Annotated in this window: 11 protein-coding genes and 1 pseudogene; all 12 read right to left on the bottom strand. The window is 58.8% G+C overall.

What is annotated here, in order from left to right; genetic code table 11:
• Position 1 precedes the first annotated feature (1 nt).
• Complete coding sequence (gene tssK, locus G3M63_RS12860; protein WP_163983388.1) at positions 2-1,336, bottom strand: type VI secretion system baseplate subunit TssK; 1,335 nt, start codon at positions 1,334-1,336, stop codon at positions 2-4.
• A gap of 3 nt (positions 1,337-1,339) precedes the next feature.
• A complete protein-coding gene (tssJ, locus tag G3M63_RS12865) occupies positions 1,340-1,801 on the bottom strand; it encodes a type VI secretion system lipoprotein TssJ (protein WP_163983389.1) in 462 nt (153 codons plus the stop codon).
• Positions 1,802-1,806: 5 nt separating this feature from the next.
• Positions 1,807-3,003: a type VI secretion system-associated FHA domain protein TagH gene (gene tagH / locus G3M63_RS12870; protein ID WP_163983390.1), complete on the bottom strand. Its 1,197-nt coding sequence runs from the start codon at positions 3,001-3,003 to the stop codon at positions 1,807-1,809.
• Between the two features lie 565 nt (positions 3,004-3,568).
• Positions 3,569-4,225, bottom strand: coding sequence for a DUF2931 family protein (locus tag G3M63_RS12875; RefSeq protein ID WP_163983391.1), 657 nt, complete (start codon positions 4,223-4,225; stop codon positions 3,569-3,571).
• A complete protein-coding gene (locus G3M63_RS19740) occupies positions 4,218-5,723 on the bottom strand; it encodes a phospholipase effector Tle1 domain-containing protein (protein ID WP_371923586.1) in 1,506 nt (501 codons plus the stop codon). The genes G3M63_RS12875 and G3M63_RS19740 overlap by 8 nt, the downstream gene beginning before the upstream one ends.
• A 48-nt stretch (positions 5,724-5,771) precedes the next feature.
• Positions 5,772-7,721, bottom strand: a pseudogene (locus G3M63_RS19745) (type VI secretion system tip protein VgrG); the annotation flags it as partial.
• Complete coding sequence (locus G3M63_RS12885; protein WP_163984273.1) at positions 7,702-9,249, bottom strand: sigma-54-dependent Fis family transcriptional regulator; 1,548 nt, start codon at positions 9,247-9,249, stop codon at positions 7,702-7,704. The pseudogene G3M63_RS19745 and the gene G3M63_RS12885, both read right to left, overlap by 20 nt.
• A 10-nt stretch (positions 9,250-9,259) precedes the next feature.
• Positions 9,260-11,866 carry a type VI secretion system ATPase TssH gene (gene tssH, locus G3M63_RS12890; protein WP_163983393.1) on the bottom strand — a complete coding sequence of 869 codons (2,607 nt, stop codon included), beginning with the start codon at positions 11,864-11,866 and terminating at the stop codon, positions 9,260-9,262.
• Positions 11,867-11,876: 10 nt separating this feature from the next.
• Positions 11,877-12,887, bottom strand: a complete 1,011-nt coding sequence (gene tssG / locus G3M63_RS12895) for a type VI secretion system baseplate subunit TssG (RefSeq protein ID WP_163983394.1) — start codon at positions 12,885-12,887, stop codon at positions 11,877-11,879.
• Complete coding sequence (gene tssF, locus G3M63_RS12900; RefSeq protein ID WP_163983395.1) at positions 12,851-14,641, bottom strand: type VI secretion system baseplate subunit TssF; 1,791 nt, start codon at positions 14,639-14,641, stop codon at positions 12,851-12,853. Before tssF ends, tssG begins: the two co-directional genes overlap by 37 nt.
• Before the next feature lie 26 nt (positions 14,642-14,667).
• The gene (locus tag G3M63_RS12905; RefSeq protein WP_163983396.1) at positions 14,668-14,943 is read right to left on the bottom strand and encodes a PAAR domain-containing protein; all 276 of its coding nucleotides are present in this window, start codon (positions 14,941-14,943) and stop codon (positions 14,668-14,670) included.
• Positions 14,944-14,954: 11 nt separating this feature from the next.
• Positions 14,955-15,359, bottom strand: a complete 405-nt coding sequence (gene tssE / locus G3M63_RS12910) for a type VI secretion system baseplate subunit TssE (protein WP_163983397.1) — start codon at positions 15,357-15,359, stop codon at positions 14,955-14,957.
• Positions 15,360-15,362: the final 3 nt, after the last annotated feature.

The following is a 15,362-nucleotide window of genomic DNA, read 5'->3' on the forward strand; positions in this document are numbered from 1 at the left end:
GTTATTGATTCCTTATCGCCCAGAATTTCAACTCGAGTGCGGAGAACTCGCCCGACACGTGGAATGCGAAGCCCCCGGAGCGCTCGAGTTGCGCCAGATCTTCCGAGCCGAGCTCCAGCGCAAAGTAGGTTTTGCCGGCATGGAAGGGAATCTGGCGCGGCGCCACGGGCAGCGGCTTGACCTTGATGCCTGGCAGATGCAGGTTGACCAGTTGCCGAATACGCTCGACCGGACCGATTTTCAGGTGCGCTGGCAGACGCTTGCGCAGCTCTTCCGAATCGCACTGCGCGCTGGCGGCCAGTACAAACGAGGCCGAGGCCAGCAATTTGTGGTCGTGCAGCGGGGATACCTGAATACCGTACTGTCGCTGCTGTAGAGGCAATTCAACCGCGTGCTGCTCCAGCACCATCGACAGCACCTGGCGGATCGCATCGAGCAGCTTGCGGAAGCTTGAGCCCTGGTCGCTATGCTGATAACGGCTGTCCAGGCGTGGACGCTTGGTTTCGCTGGCGAAAGTCGATAACTCGCCCAACAGGCCGAGCAATTCCCGATAGATCTGCTCCGGATGGATCTGCTCGATGCTCATGTAATGCCGCAGGATGGGCTCATAGCGGTTGATCAACTGCAGCATCATGAAGTCGCCAAACTCGGCGCTGCCAACCTTGCCGGTGGCGCGGATGCGTTCGCCGAGGATATCGCCGCGGTGGGCGAGCATGCTGATGGTTTCCTTCATGCACGACTGCAGAAAGCTACTGGCCTGAAAGTGTATGTAGGTCGGGACAAATTCCGGGTCCAGGCTGATAACGCCGTCGGGGGTTGTGTCCAGCACGTCACATAGCTTTAGTTTGACGTATGCCTGGTCGCTCTGCTGCTCACCGAGCAGCAGTCGAAAGTCCGGCGAGCCGCAACTCACCTGACTGCTGCTGGTATCGCCCGCGTTGGAATCGGCTACTTCTGCGTCATACGCGGTAAAGCGGGCCAGTACGTCCTTTTGTTCCGGGCGACGGGTTTCGACGTGGTTACCGGTGACCAGCGGCAAGGCCAGATACACCGGCTTGTCAGAAGTGTTGGCCGGAATATCCAGCGCCAATGGCTCGCGTTCGGCGCCTAGCTCGAACAGGCTACCGTCAGGCAGTACGCCGCTGGCATGACTGACAACCAGCTTACCCATGCTGAGGAACTGGATATCGATCTCCAGACTGAAGAACCCCCAGGGGTAAATGTCCAGGCGCTGGGTGCGCGATTTGATCTGGTTGTCAAAATATCGATCGTTCTGCTGGAAATGCTGCGGGCGTAGCAGCATGCCTTCCTGCCAGACGACTTTCTGTGTGCTCATGGCTCAGTCCCTGCCCGAAGTGTTGCCCGAACCCCGTATTCCGCGTTCGTCCAGATACAGCGAAACCTTGTGTTTTTTCTTGGCGCGAAGCGGAATCACGGTTCGCCATTCACCACCAGACAGGTCTCTGTAGGCGGCCAGAACGCCAAGGTAACGACTGTTCTCTGCCACCGAGAATTTCACGTTGCGGCGCTCCCCCGGACGCATTTCCAGCTCCTCCAGGCGAACGAAGTCGGGTGTGAGGGTTTCTCGCGGATGCTGATAAATCGAAAAGAAATCAGCGTTTTCGAAAGCCACCGGGTGCTTGAGTTCGATCAAATGCAGTACCACCGGGGAGGGCCGGCCGTTCAGGTCCGGATTGAGCTTGTTGCTGCTCTCAAGTGAGAGATCGATCTTGGTGAGTCCAGAGCAGCCGCCGAGCAGGGCAAGGGCGGAAATCAGAGCAAGTGTGGCGAGGCGGGGCATGGGATTCATCCTTGAATATCGGTATTTAGGGTGGCAATAAGGCGGACTTGTTCTTCATAGGCCATAGCGAAATCACGGGCAAACAGGCGCTTGCTCCATTCGTCATCGCGCTGCATGGAATGATGCAGGCGACTGTAGTCACGCCAGTTTCCGCCGGCTGTGCGCAGCAGCGATTTGTTTTCGCTTTCGAAACGGAGGGCAAGCTGGTCGGGTGCCAATTGATCCAGCACCGCCTTCACGACGGCGCGGCTGGCTGAAATCAGCGCGACCTGGTGAGCCTGCAGGTCGCGGAAGGCCAGGCTGACTGCTCGGGAGGCGGACATTTGCCCCAGCTTCGGGTTACGCAACATGCCGGTCAGAGCCTCACTGGTTTCACTGGCGTGTTTGAGCGGGTTGGTGTCGGCGCCCTGAACGGCAGTCAACGCCAGCCGCATCTCACTCTTGAGATCGCTTCGGGTTTTCAGGCTCTGCTGCAGTCCACCAATGCTTTGCTTGAGCAATTTCGCGGCGGCCAGCGCAAGCGCTTCTCTCTCATCATCACCCAAATCGTCCATGTTCACGCCGAGCGCTTCGCTGTATTTCTCCCAGAAGCGCGACGGCATGCGCGGTGGTGGTGTTGCGGGCTCGGGCTGCGATGGCGGGGTGGGCGCAGCGACCATCTCGGGCACCAGCAGGCTTTCCATATCGATGCGTGCGTAGTCCTGCTGGATGTCATGGTCGGGAGAGGGGGGATCGAATAAATCCAGATCGCTTTTCTGCGCATAGGCGCTTTCCTGCTGATCCAACGCATTCAGCGGATCCAGATCCAGAAACGCATCGTCCGGAATGATGCTGCCTGACGCCTCGGGGCGGCCGAGGTCGGATTCGTATACCGCAGGATCCTGTATCAGGCGCGCGCGGATCTCGAACTCGCCCAAAGAGTAGACGCTCCCATGCTCGATACGATGGGGCTCGTTCTTCTGCAGGCGGGCTCCCGAATCCCTTACCAGTATTCCATTACTGCTGGTGTCGGTCAGATGGAAGGCGCCGTTTTCGAAGGTGACCAATGCGTGGCGACCCGATACCACACGCTTGCGGTCGGGAATAACCCAGTCGCAGGTCTCGGCCCGGCCGATTATCCCGCCGGCTTTCCTGAAGGTCATGGTGGCGGTAAAACCAGCGGTTAATGGCTGGGCGCTGACCACATCGAATACCAATTCCATGGTTTCTTGCTCCTTACGCTTAACTGCTGCGCTGTACCGTTTGCGACTCTCCGAGCGGGCGGTAGTCGTCATCGTTGAATCTGTGGTTGCTGCAACCTGCAACGGATATTGCCATTGCCAGTAAAAAAGCGGCTCGACGAAGTCGAACCGGAAGGTAAAGACGGGAGTTGGAGACCAGTCGGGATATAGCCGTCTGTAACGTGCCGACGGCGCTTGTGACTGATGGCATTACATCCGTGTTCATAGCCAGATTCATGGCTGTACTTCCCTGTCAGGGGAGGCCAGGTTGACCATCCCAAAGTATCCATTGCGCGATCATTCGTGAAGGCCCAATAGTACTTTCTAAGCAACCCACGCCATACCGGGCCAAGGCACCTGCAGCCCAAGGCTGCGACGCAGGTCGCAGATTACAGATTCCGAGTCACTGCAATTGCCAAGGAGTACCGATATGCACGTTTTTCGACTTGGCTACGCTCAGCACTGCAGAATTTGCTGAGCTTGCAGCCAGCAAGAATAGAAGAGCTGCGTCCTTAGCATGTTGCTACTCTTGGCTGTGCCTGGCTTGTTACCAGGAGCCAAAAGGGATACCGAATTCATCCACGTAAGCCTGGGACTCGGGCCTCAGCTTGGCGGCATATACGCCCTTCATTTCACCCAAGTAAGGGCCGCGGGTGACTATGTCGCCTTCTACTCTACCAATTTCGATGGGCTGGAGGCAGGGTCCGCTTAGCCAGGCTTTTGCAATGCCTCCGGGGGCTAAGCCGATCGTGAACATGTATCGATGATCCGTAACCCATTTCCCCACACCATGACAACGAACTCGTTCGGGCTTGATCATCAACTCCTGAATCTTCGAGGAAATGACTATATAAGCATCGTAGGTTTGGGGTTCGGCTAGTGACTGCCACCGTACATAGACCAGCCGTGGAAGCTTGGCTCCAATGACGTGCTTGCCTTTACCCATGCCCGGCCCTTCAGGCCATCCTTTTGGGTCGCCGCGGTTCTCAGGAGGAGTTTGTATCGCGGCAATGCCGCTCATAGCTTGCCGATACACGCGCTCCTCTATATCCACTACATCAGCAGTTTCAATCCAGACCTCCATGTAGCTAGGTGCCAGAAATCCGAGGAACCAGGCGTCATACGGCAAAGACTTGCCGAACCCAGGGGCGCAGCCGCTGAGTAACAAGCCCAAAAGGAGCGCAACGATTCGAGTCTTAGTCATGTCGATACACGATACGTTTTCCATCATGAGCCGGCCGGTTGATAAACAAGATAGAGAGGCTGCTGTTATTCCAGCCATTGGCGGCGTTCCAATTTGCAGAGAGGTGGATATAGCGTCGATACAATAGCGCTTCTTCACTGTCCGTTAACCCTAGACCGGCGGACTCTCCCGTTGCATAGGCCAATATCTTTGCGTATATCGGTTCCAGCTCTTGAGGCAGGGCAAACTGTGGAATGAAAGGCACCTCGTTCATAGGCACGCCTTCCCGAACAGCTAGTTCTCGCATTACTCGAAAATAGACTAGGGAGAGTGCCCCTGAAACTTCGCGCTCGCTTTTTATTGCGCAGAAGACCCGTTTTTCGGGGTAGAGGTCCCGTCGGCGGTTGAAGGGGCGGTCTGTTGCCCATTCCTCGATGGAAATTCCCATTCCATAACGCTGAAGTGTCCCAAGCCTTTTGTTCAGTTCAGCGACGGTTGAGATGCATGCGTTGGTTTCGTCATTGGGTGTGGTGCGTCTTACCAGGCTGCTTCTAGGGCGACTCATTAAAACTTTCTCCGTAGCCGCGGGCAAATAACCGCCTCCTATATCTGAATGGGCGCCCGGCACCAGCATGTCGGCCGCCCCTGCACTGTTTAGTGAGAAGTTGTGTCGTCGCTCGTCGCGCGCTACCAGCTGCACCACTTTGTTTGCGATGCCCGGAGTAAGTTGCAGGTCGAGCCCTTGATTTCTTTGGTTATGGGGGCTGAAGTCCAGCGTACTCGGGGAAACGATACCAGCAACCGTATCGAAAAGGCCGATAAACCTGATATTTACATCAACCCCGATGTTCCAGCCAAAGCCTGGTGTGAGCATAGGGGAGCCGGGAGGAAGACTTTTGGCGATCAAGCTATTATCTCCTCTTTTCACGTCGTTAGCGAAGTCACGTGCGGCGGCTGCGCCCCGGCTAAAACCAAAAACATCGAACTCGATATGCTCTATCAGCACGTCAGGATTTGCCGTATGGAATCTATCTATTGCCTTCATTATGTGTAATGGGCTTTCCTCCACGCGGGCTCTTACTCCAGTGATACCCCGCCCACTTCCTTGCCCGTATAAAGAGTCTGAACTGCCGCTGCGCGTACCTATTCCGTCTAAATAAACGCTCATCGACGCTTGCTTGGCGTCTGGTACGAGCTTTTCCTGCGAATCGTCTTGATAAAGGCCGTACAGCCGCGCCACATTGGTCAGATCGTTGCCGTAGCTGCTGTTGGGCGAACTACCCTGGCCATCAAAACCGTGGCTTGCACAATGCTGCCGAATGTCTTCAGCGATACTTTCCAGGCCAACATCTTCTGCGCGGCATCCAGCGACGCTTTGGCTGTTGTCCTTGTTGTTTCCGGTGCCATCGAAGAATACGCCGATTCTCAAGGTAATTAGTTGCGTGAGAGGTAGCTCGGTTTCTTCTTCCTCTTCTTCATCCTCGACCGTTTCGGCTTCGATGACAGGGGTGGCCCGCATATCAAGCTCTGGTTCAGGAAACTTGGCGAAAGAGGCGAGCTTCGCCAGAATGTGGCCTGGCTGATCGACCGCAGCCATGAAAGGCAGCGCTGCTCCCAGAACGCCAACCCCTGCTCCGTTACCGGCGCTGCCCCCGGAGTTGATCTTTATGCTCGCTCCATTCAGTGTCACTCCGCTGGGATCGAGCTTCAGGAAACTCCCGCCACCTTTTGCCGTAAGCTCCATGCCGGCGTCTATGACGACTGTGTTCCCAGCGTGATAGTGGATCTCGTGTCCGGTCTCGATGAATTGGCCGGCTCCGACTTTTACATGCTGGCTGCCTGCGGCCGTCAGGTGATCCTCGGCCTTGATTTCAGTGCGGCGGTCGCTGTGGGTGGTGTGGTGTTCTTCGGCGAGCAGCTCGGTGTAGCTGTTGGCTTCGACGCGGTCGTGGCGTTCGTTGCCGACGCGGATGCGCTGGCTGTGCTGGATGTTCTGCTCCCAGTCGCGCTGGGCGTGGATGAAGATCTGTTCTTCGTTCTTTTTGTCTTCGATACGCAGCTCGTTGAAGCCGTCGCCGCCGGGGCTGCTCAGGGTCTTGAATACGCTGCGGGTCTTGTTGGCCGGCAGGTCATAGGGAACCTGATGTTCCTTGTGGTACAGGCAGCCGGTTACCAACGGCTGGTCCGGATCGCCTTCGAGGAATGAGATGAGTACTTCCATTCCGACGCGTGGGATGGCAATGTCGCCGTAGCGATCGCGGGCCCAGCTGCTGGCAACGCGCAACCAGCAGCTGCTCTTGTCATTACCCTGACCATGACGGTCCCAACGGAACTGGACCTTGATGCGCCCGTATTGATCGCAATGGATTTCTTCGCCTTGTGGGCCAGTCACTACCGCGGTCTGGTTGCCGAGCACCTGTGGTTTTGTGTGTTCGAGCTGTGGACGGTACGGCACATCCCAGGGCGTGGCGGTGAAGCGGTTGCGGTAGCCCTGCGTAAACCCATCGGCAGCGGTTACGTCGCTGGTGACCGATTCCTCCAGCACCTGCGGTTGCTTGCCTTGGTGGTGGATTTCGGTGAGCAGCCAGAGGTCATTCCAACTGTCCCGGCTGTGGTTGGCGAGGGGAAGGAAATGGCCGCTGACTAGCAGTGGCTGGTCGCTTGAGCCCTCGGCCAGGCGGTAGTCACTGCGGTGACGTTCCAGGCTGCGCTGGGCCAGATGCTTGCCGCGTTCGCGGTCGGCGAAGCGGCCAGGATAATCGTAGTCTTCCAGGTCCGGAACGGCTGCGCCCCGGGCCGCGCTTTCCAGTCGCAGGCGCGGCTTTTCGAAATCGTAGTCGCGGCGGGTAACGCGGCTCGGGCGGGTTTCCAGGCGCAGGGCGAAGCGTTTGATAACCGGCTCGTCGGCCACCATGCCGTTGCCCTGTTCGAAGCGGGTCGGGGCTAGCTTGGGAAAGGATGTCTGATCGTCGCCAAACACAAGATTGTGACTCTCGCCGGTGTGTTCGAAGTGGTAGTGAATGCCTTCCTCTTCACACAAGCGCTGCAGAAAATGCAGATCGGTCTCGTCGTACTGGGTGCAGTAGTCCCGTTCCAGGTACTGACTGCCTAACTGAAAACGGTAGGTGTTGCCTTGAATGCCATGCTCTTCGAGCAGCTGCGCGATGATTTGCGGCACGGATAAATGCTGGAAGATGCGCTGATTGGTGCGGTGCGCGAGGTAAGCCAGTTGCGGTACCAGGGTAATGCGATAGCGGGTCAGGCGTTTGCCGGCTTCACCCTGGGCGATGCTGTGGATCAAACCATGCACGCCGCTACCATCGGCTGCAAAGGCGAGAAAGGCGGGCTTGTGCAGGAAGCCTTCGATGTCCAGATCAGGCATTTCGCTGACCAGATCCAGTTCGAAACGATAGGGTCGGCACAGGGCTTCGTGGCCGGTGAACTCAAGGACCTTGAAGTCGTGCTCGGCGTCTTCGATGGTCAGGTTGAAGTGTGCTTCATTGCCCGGACTGAACATGGATTCTCTCCTTGGTTTTGAGCTCGGCAGGGTTGATGTTCAGCCGTTGCATGCGGTACAGCAGGGTGCGTCGCGGCAGGCCCAATTCGCTGGCGGCGCTGGTCTGGTTGCCCTGATTCTTGCGCAGGCAATCCATCAGCAGGTTGCGCTCAACCTGCTCCAGGCGTTCACGCAAATTCAAAACGTTCCGGGTCGGCTCACTGGGCTGTAGATTGAAGTGCTCGGGCAGCAGCAGATTGCCCTCGCAGAGCAGCACCGCACGCTCGACCAGTCCTTTGAGTTCACGCACATTGCCTGGAAACGCGTAGGCGGCAATCTGTTGCAGAGCAGTGTCTGACCAGTCGCAGGGATCGCGTTGCAGGAAGGTGCAGGCCTTGTCAGTGAAGTGCCGAGCCAGGCGCAGAATGTCTTCGCTGCGTTCGCGTAGGGGTGGCAATTCGATGGGGAAATGCGAAAGCCGGTAGAACAGGTCCTCACGGAATCGGCCCTGATCGGCCAACGCCCGCAGGTCGCAATGGGTCGCGGCAAGAATGCGTACATCCACCTTGTGCGTTTCGTTGCTGCCTAGCGGGCGGACTTCGCCTTCCTGTAACACGCGCAACAATTTGGCTTGCAAGGTCAGCGGCATATCGCCGATTTCATCGAGAAACAGGGTGCCGCCGTCCGCTTCGTCGAACAGGCCTTTACGGTCCCGATCGGCACCGGTGAAAGCACCCTTGCGGTAGCCGAACAGTTCGCTCTCGAGCAGGTTTTCCGGCAGAGACGCGCAGTTCTGCACCACGAAGGGCTTGCTGCGCCGGAAGCCGAACTCATGGATTGCACGGGCTACCAGCTCCTTCCCTGTACCCGTCTCACCGGTCAGCATGACGTTCACCGGGTTATGCAGCACCTTGCTGATCAGTTTGTATACGGCGCGCATACGGGGGCTATCGCCGATCAGGCCGTAACCACTGGCGCAGGGCGGGCTGTCCTGCACCGCGCTGGTCGGGTCGGGCCGCTGCACGCCGAGGCGATGCAATACGTGGAGCTGCGCCAGTATGCAATTGCCCAGCAGTGCGAGCGAATCGGTGAAGCGTTTCATGTCGCGCGCGCTGCGGCTGGCGACCAGCAGCAGGCCGCCGACCTGCTTGTGTTCGTTAAGCAATGGCAGGCACAGCAAGCTGCACCAGGGATCAGGCGTGCACGGCAGGAAGTTGGTGTCGTGAATGCTGCGATCCAGTCCGACGAGGGACACGACCTGGTTCTGGCACAGGCTGTATTGCAGCAATTGTTCAGCGTGGTAGTCGCTGGACAAGCTGGAGGAGGCGACTGATTGTCTTGCGCCGTCCAGCCATTCGGCGGTGAGGTACAGCCGGGTATGGGTTTCGTCCAGCAGGTATAGCTGACTCAGCTCGCAACCGGCCAGCTCGGCTGCGGCCTCGACCAGCCCGTCAAGCAGGGCACCGCGATTGGCTCGTCCGCTGAGATCGGCGAGCCGCTCAAGTAGCGCTTCCGCATACTGCAGCGGCTTCTGGATCTGGCTGAACATGGCCGAAGCCTCAGGCGAATTCACAGCTGACCGCTCCTTGCTCGTTGATCGTGGCATGGACGCTTCGCAGTACTTCGCCTGAGGCCATGGCTTCGAGCAGACGATCCACTGCAAGGGGCTGCAGATGTCTATCGATAAGATGATCAATCAGCCGGGCGCCGCTGTCGCTGCTGCCGCAACGCAGTGCGAAATGGTCCACCAGTTTGTCGCAGTGGCTGAACGCGAGCTGGCGACGTTGCAGGCGTTCGCCGAAGCGGGCCAGCTTGAGCGTGATCAGCTCCTGCAGTACGTCGCCATCGACCGGGTAGTAGGGCACGATAGTCATACGTGCCAGCAATGCCGGCTTGAAGTGGTGACTCAAGGCGGGGCGAATGGCCTGCTCAAGATCAGTTGCTGAGGGGCGCTGATCCTGGTTGCACAGGCTGGCAATGCGATCGCTGGCCAGGTTGGAGGTCATCAATATCAGCGTATTGCGGAAGTTGATTTCCCGACCTTCTCCGTCATTAGCCACGCCTTTGTCGAAGATCTGGTAGAAGACGTTGAGCACGTCCGGGTCGGCTTTTTCGACTTCGTCGAGCAGAATCACCGAGTAGGGCTTCTGCCTGACGGCCTCGGTCAGCATGCCGCCTTCGCCATATCCCACATATCCCGGCGGTGCGCCCAGCAGGCGCGAAACGCTGTGCTTTTCCTGAAACTCTGACATGTTGATGGTGGTGAGGAAGCGTTCGCCGCCATACAGCAGGTCAGCCAATGCCAGCGCAGTTTCGGTTTTGCCTACGCCGCTGGGGCCCACCAGGAGAAAAACACCCGCCGGGGCGTCGGGCTTGTTGAGCCCGGCTGCGCTGGCGCGCATGGCTCTGTCCAACGCCTCGACTGCCTGCTCCTGACCGCGCACCCGCGCCCGAAAGTCTCCAGCAAAAGCGGTGACGCTGGCGTTATGCTCACGGGCCAGTTGTGACAGAGGGATGCCTGTCCAGTGGCTGATGACTTCCGCCACCAGACGTGGACACACTTCATGGCTGACCAGCCGTTCGCTGGCCTGTGCCTCGATTAGCGCCTGGCGGGTTTCGCTCAGGGCTTCGTCCAGCTCGCAGATGGATTCATCCATTGGCTGGGTTGCATCCGTTTCCGCAGCTGTGAGCTGCGCGCGTTGCATGCTTAGGTCGAGTAACCGTTCAGCCAGGTTGCGCTGGGTTTCCCAGCGTGCGGTCAGCTCGCTCAATTGGCTCGCCGCTCCGTGCAGACGGGTCTCGAGTTGATCGAAGGCGTCCGTATCGATGCTCAGGCCGGCTTCGTGATCGCGGCGCAGGGCAGTCCGTTTACGTTCGCCTTCGGCGATTTCACCGCGCAACTGTTCAATGGCTTCAGGCGCTGCTGCCAGGCCAATACGTACGCGCGCACAGGCGGTATCGAGTACATCGACCGCCTTGTCTGGGAGCTGTCGGCCGGCGAGATAGCGCGCGGACAATTCAGCCGCCGCGACAACGGCATCGTCTCGCAGATAGATGCCATGGCTGCGCTCGTAAACCGGTGCCAGGCCACGCAGAATGGTGACAGCCTCGGCCACGGTTGGCTCGTGCAGTTGCACGGGCTGAAAGCGGCGCGCCAAAGCCGGGTCCTTTTCGAAATACTTTTTGTACTCGCTCCAGGTGGTCGCGGCGATGGTGCGCAGTTCGCCGCGTGCCAGCGCTGGTTTGAGCAGGTTTGCGGCATCATTGCTGCCGGTCTGGCCGCCTGCGCCGATCATGGTATGCGCTTCATCGATAAACAGGATGACCGGCTTGGCTGAGGCTTTGACTTCGTCAATTACACCCTGCAGGCGGCGCTCGAATTCACCTTTGACGCTCGCGCCGGCCTGCAGCAACCCGAGGTCGAGACACAGCAGTTCCACGCCCTTGAGTGCATCGGGCACTTCGCCTGCAACAATGCGCAATGCCAGGCCTTCGACGATGGCGGTCTTGCCCACACCGGCTTCACCCACCACGATCGGATTGTTCTTGCGGCGTCGGGCCAGGATGTCGATCATCTGGCGAATGGCGGCATCGCGGCACAGCACCGGATCCAGCTTGCCGTCCCGGGCCTGCTGCGTGAAGTTATGGGTAAAACGTCCCAATGCAGATTCGTCGGATTCGGCAGTGCGGGCCGGACCAGCCGTGGTTTCGGTGGACCGTTCAGAGAGAGCGAAGCTGAGCAGTTGATCAATATTCAATTGCGCGAGTAACGGTTGATAGCGGCTGCCGGCGTAACGTAATGGATTGCGCAGCAATGCCAGCAGCAGAGCGGCCTGATCGATCTCACCGCGGCCCAGTTCCAGATTCGCTGCCAGCAGCGCATCCTGCAGCCATTGCACCAGCTCAACGGAGAAGACCGGGTTGCCCGACTCGCTTTGCTGGGTTCGGATAGTGAGCGTCTGGGCCAGATCGGCTGCTTCTATATGCGCGTCCTGCAGCGCCCGCAGCAGCAGACTGTCGGCCCGTTCAAGCAGACCGAGTAGCAAATCTTCGATCAGCACCTGGGTGCCGCCGCGTACAACGCAGCGTTGAGCGGCGCCTTCGAGATCGGCACGGCTTGCTGCGTCGAGGGTCTTGACCAGTTTTTGCAGGTCTACGTTGATCATTTCATCGTCCTTAATGTGTCTGTCCGGCGAGCGTGACAACCGCATCGGCGTTTTCCAGCCCCAACCAGCTGGTCCATCCCAGCCGGCACGGGTTCTCTGCGCCCAGGCGCAGGTCTCGTATGTCTTCCTTGCGTAACTGCAGCTGGATGTCGTAGTCCAGCGGGTCTCTCAGGGTGAAGCGCACCAGCGCGCAGAGCGGCTGATAGCCGGGACCCACCGGCAGAAACTCTTGGAAGCGGTCCCAGCTCAGCTGACGTATATGCACGCGAAACTTGCCGCTGCGGTCGCGCACGCTATCGCCCAATACCAGGCTGGAGCCCAACGTACTGTTGGCGCGTCCGAGCTGATTTTGCTGTTCGGGCAGAATATCTACACGGCGTTCCAGGCACTGCTCGATGCGCAGATCCGGGTGCTTGAAGTAATAACGCAGTACCGATTCGATCAGGGTCGCGGACTGCGCTCGCATACTCAGCAGACCCAAGTAGGGCAGCAACCGCTTCCAGTTGAGCTCGGTAGCGCTGCGAATGTTGTCGCCGCCGAGGCCCATCAGGGCAAAGAGTCGTGCGGAAAACGGGTCTTGAGCGCCGGCAGTAAACCGCGCGCGGTATCGGTATTTCTGCCAGATCGGCAGCATCAGCCTCTGCAGACGGTTGTTGAACAGGTCCAGGAATACACGCGTCGGGTTGCCCTCGGGCGTCTCGCCCAATGCCTGTTCGCCATAGAAGGCCGGAATCGGTGATCCGGCGCCGAACAGACTGACCATGTTCACGCACAGGGTGGCGCGCAGCTGTCCGTCTTCGGTGAAGAACTCGACGCTCTGGATGTCGCTCCCGGGGAAGCCCATGCTTGGATTTGCACGGAATTCGAGCAGGTCGTACAGCGCCTCGTCATCCAGTTCAGGATGTGCCTGGCGCAGTTGATCAAGCACCAGAAGGACGCCCTGAAACAGGCTGTACTCGCGGATACTCCGGCCTGGCAGGTTGTTCAAAGCAGGGGCTGCTGCCCCATGCGCGGCGTCCATTGGTACACTTCTCCCTGTGTGCTTTTGACGACCAGCTCGTGATAGGAATTCAAGCTGGCATAGAGTGCAAAGAACTCGTTCAGTATCGAGGCGAATACAAACAGATCGCCTTCGCCCAGATAGCCTTCCGGATCCATGAGCAATTCCGTGCGCACGCCTCGCACCGGCAATCCGCGATGCAAGCGGTCGACGTGGCTGTGTCCGATATGTTTGAGGCCGCCCAGCAGGCGCTGACTGACTTTGGCTGCATGTTTGTCGTAATGGCGCGGCAGGTCATAGGTTTCGAGGATCACCTTGAGCGCCTCGACGTTGGCCAACGACAGGTAATTCAATGACATATTGCTGATCAGCTTCCAGAGGAAATCCTCGTGTAACGGCGGGGCATAGCAAGGGGTTACCGCGCTGATATTGCGGAAGGTGAGAAATTCCGGCGTTTCCTCGCTGGGTAGACAGATATCGCCGAGCGCCAGTTGGCGTGGCAGATTCTGGTTGGTGCATGTCAGCTCGATGGAGAGGGTTTCGTGATGATCAACCTGGCGCAGCCCGAAGCTGAGATAGGTGTCCTGGCTATCGCCGAGCAGCGAAGGCTGTTGGCGCAGACTGTAGTGCGGCCGGGCCTGATCCACATCGAAGCTGGTGTCATGCTCGAAGGACTCGAAGGGCACGTATTCCTCGTAGCCCATGCCGCCTGGCTTCCAGCCGGTCACCCGGTCCACGGAAAACACACCGCATTGGTTGCTGCCGTAGTCGGCTGGGCGCAGCAGGTACTGATCCTGGCGGCCATCGAGGCGAATGGGGGTGGCGTCATGACTGAACAGATTGACTACCGGCGTGCAGTACAGGCGAACGTTATCCAGGGTAGGACGAATGCGTTGCAGGCTTGATTTGCGAATATCGAACCGCAGCTCCATGCCGCGCACTTGCTTGAGCACGTCTGCAGGCAGCTGACGAATGCGTTCCAGGCCGCCCACATCGACAAACAGAAACTTCTCCTGAAAGGCGAAGTACTCCTGCAGGTAGCGGTAGCCGCGGAAGGTATTCAAAGGGTAGGGGATCAGCGCCTGATCTTCGGCAAAGCCGACCGGGGTGACCTGTTCCGAGCCGATATGCAGGGCGGCCAATGGCGCGCCGCTGGCGTCGGTGACGGGTTTGCCTGCTTTGTCCAGCAATACCAGGCTGATTCCCTGAAGGTGTCGCAGCAGACTGAGATACAGCATCTGGCTGATATACCGCTCGCCCGCCAGATGAAGTCGCAGGCTGCGCATATTCAAATCGCCAAGATGGCCGTCTGCAGTCATGCTCAATCGCAGGTTAAGCAGCGCTCCGTCACCTTTGACTGAATAGTCCAGCTGGCTCAGCGCCAGGGGCATGACCTCGGTCGCATAGGCGGTACGGAATTGGCAGGTCACCCCTTCGATGGGGCGCGATTCAACCGGCGTGTCGCGCTCGACCATCAGTGCAGGTCCGGAGCGCTTCAACGGATCGAATTGCAGCATGCTGAAGGCTGGCAGCGGCCGCATGTAGTTGGGCCACAGGAGGTGCATCAGCGAATGCGTGAGTTCTGGCAGTTCATCGTCGAGCTTCTGCCGCAGACGTCCCGTGAGAAAAGCGAAGCCTTCGAGCAGGCGCTCAACATCCGGGTCGCGACCGCTCTGCCCGAGGAACGGCGCCAGTGCCGGGCTGCGCTCGGCAAAGCGCTTGCCCTGCTGGCGCAGCGCCGATAGCTCACTCTGATAGTAGTGGTTGAATGACACGGATCAGTCCTTTGGATAGATGGCAGTCATTTGCCGATTACAACAGTCGTCGACCCTGAGACCACGGCATTGCCATGGTTTCCGGTGCTGCCCAGGATTGCGGCGGGCTTGCCATTGATCATGACGCTGCCACTAACCCCGGCGGCCAGGGTACTGCCGCATGCGGTCGGGTCGCCCATACGGGCGGCGGGCATTCCCTCGATCAGTACATCGGGTGATCCCTGGGTGATCGGATTGCCGCCGTGTTTGTCCTTCGGGCATTCAGTCATATCGCCAACGCGCGCGATCGGTTTGCCAGACATAGTTGTGCTCCTTATTGAACCCGAACCTGGCCGCTGCCATCGAGGCGCGCCGAGAAGCTCACCTGTTGCCGGAAACCATCGGCTTCCAGCAGGCCTTCCACGGCAAAGGCCAGGCTCAGCGGATCATGGTCACGCGGCAACGAGATGACCCGCACCCTGGATAAGCGGGGTTCGTAGTTCTCGATAAAACGTTCTATAGCGATACGCGCCTGCTGCAGTGAATCATGCAACGACAAGCGCATATCATTGAGATCAGGCAGCCCATAATCCGGCAACGCCTGCACGCTGCCGGCACGGGTACTCAGCATCTTCGCCAGATGGCTGGCAACCGATGTCGTCACGGCCTTTTCATGCTGCCAACTGCTGCGTCTGGCGCTTTCGCCACCGAGACGCTCGAACAGGCTGCCATAGCTCACGGT

The sequence above is a fragment of the Pseudomonas sp. OIL-1 genome (assembly GCF_010669185.1).
GTDB classification, from domain to species: Bacteria; Pseudomonadota; Gammaproteobacteria; order Pseudomonadales; family Pseudomonadaceae; genus Halopseudomonas; species Halopseudomonas profundi.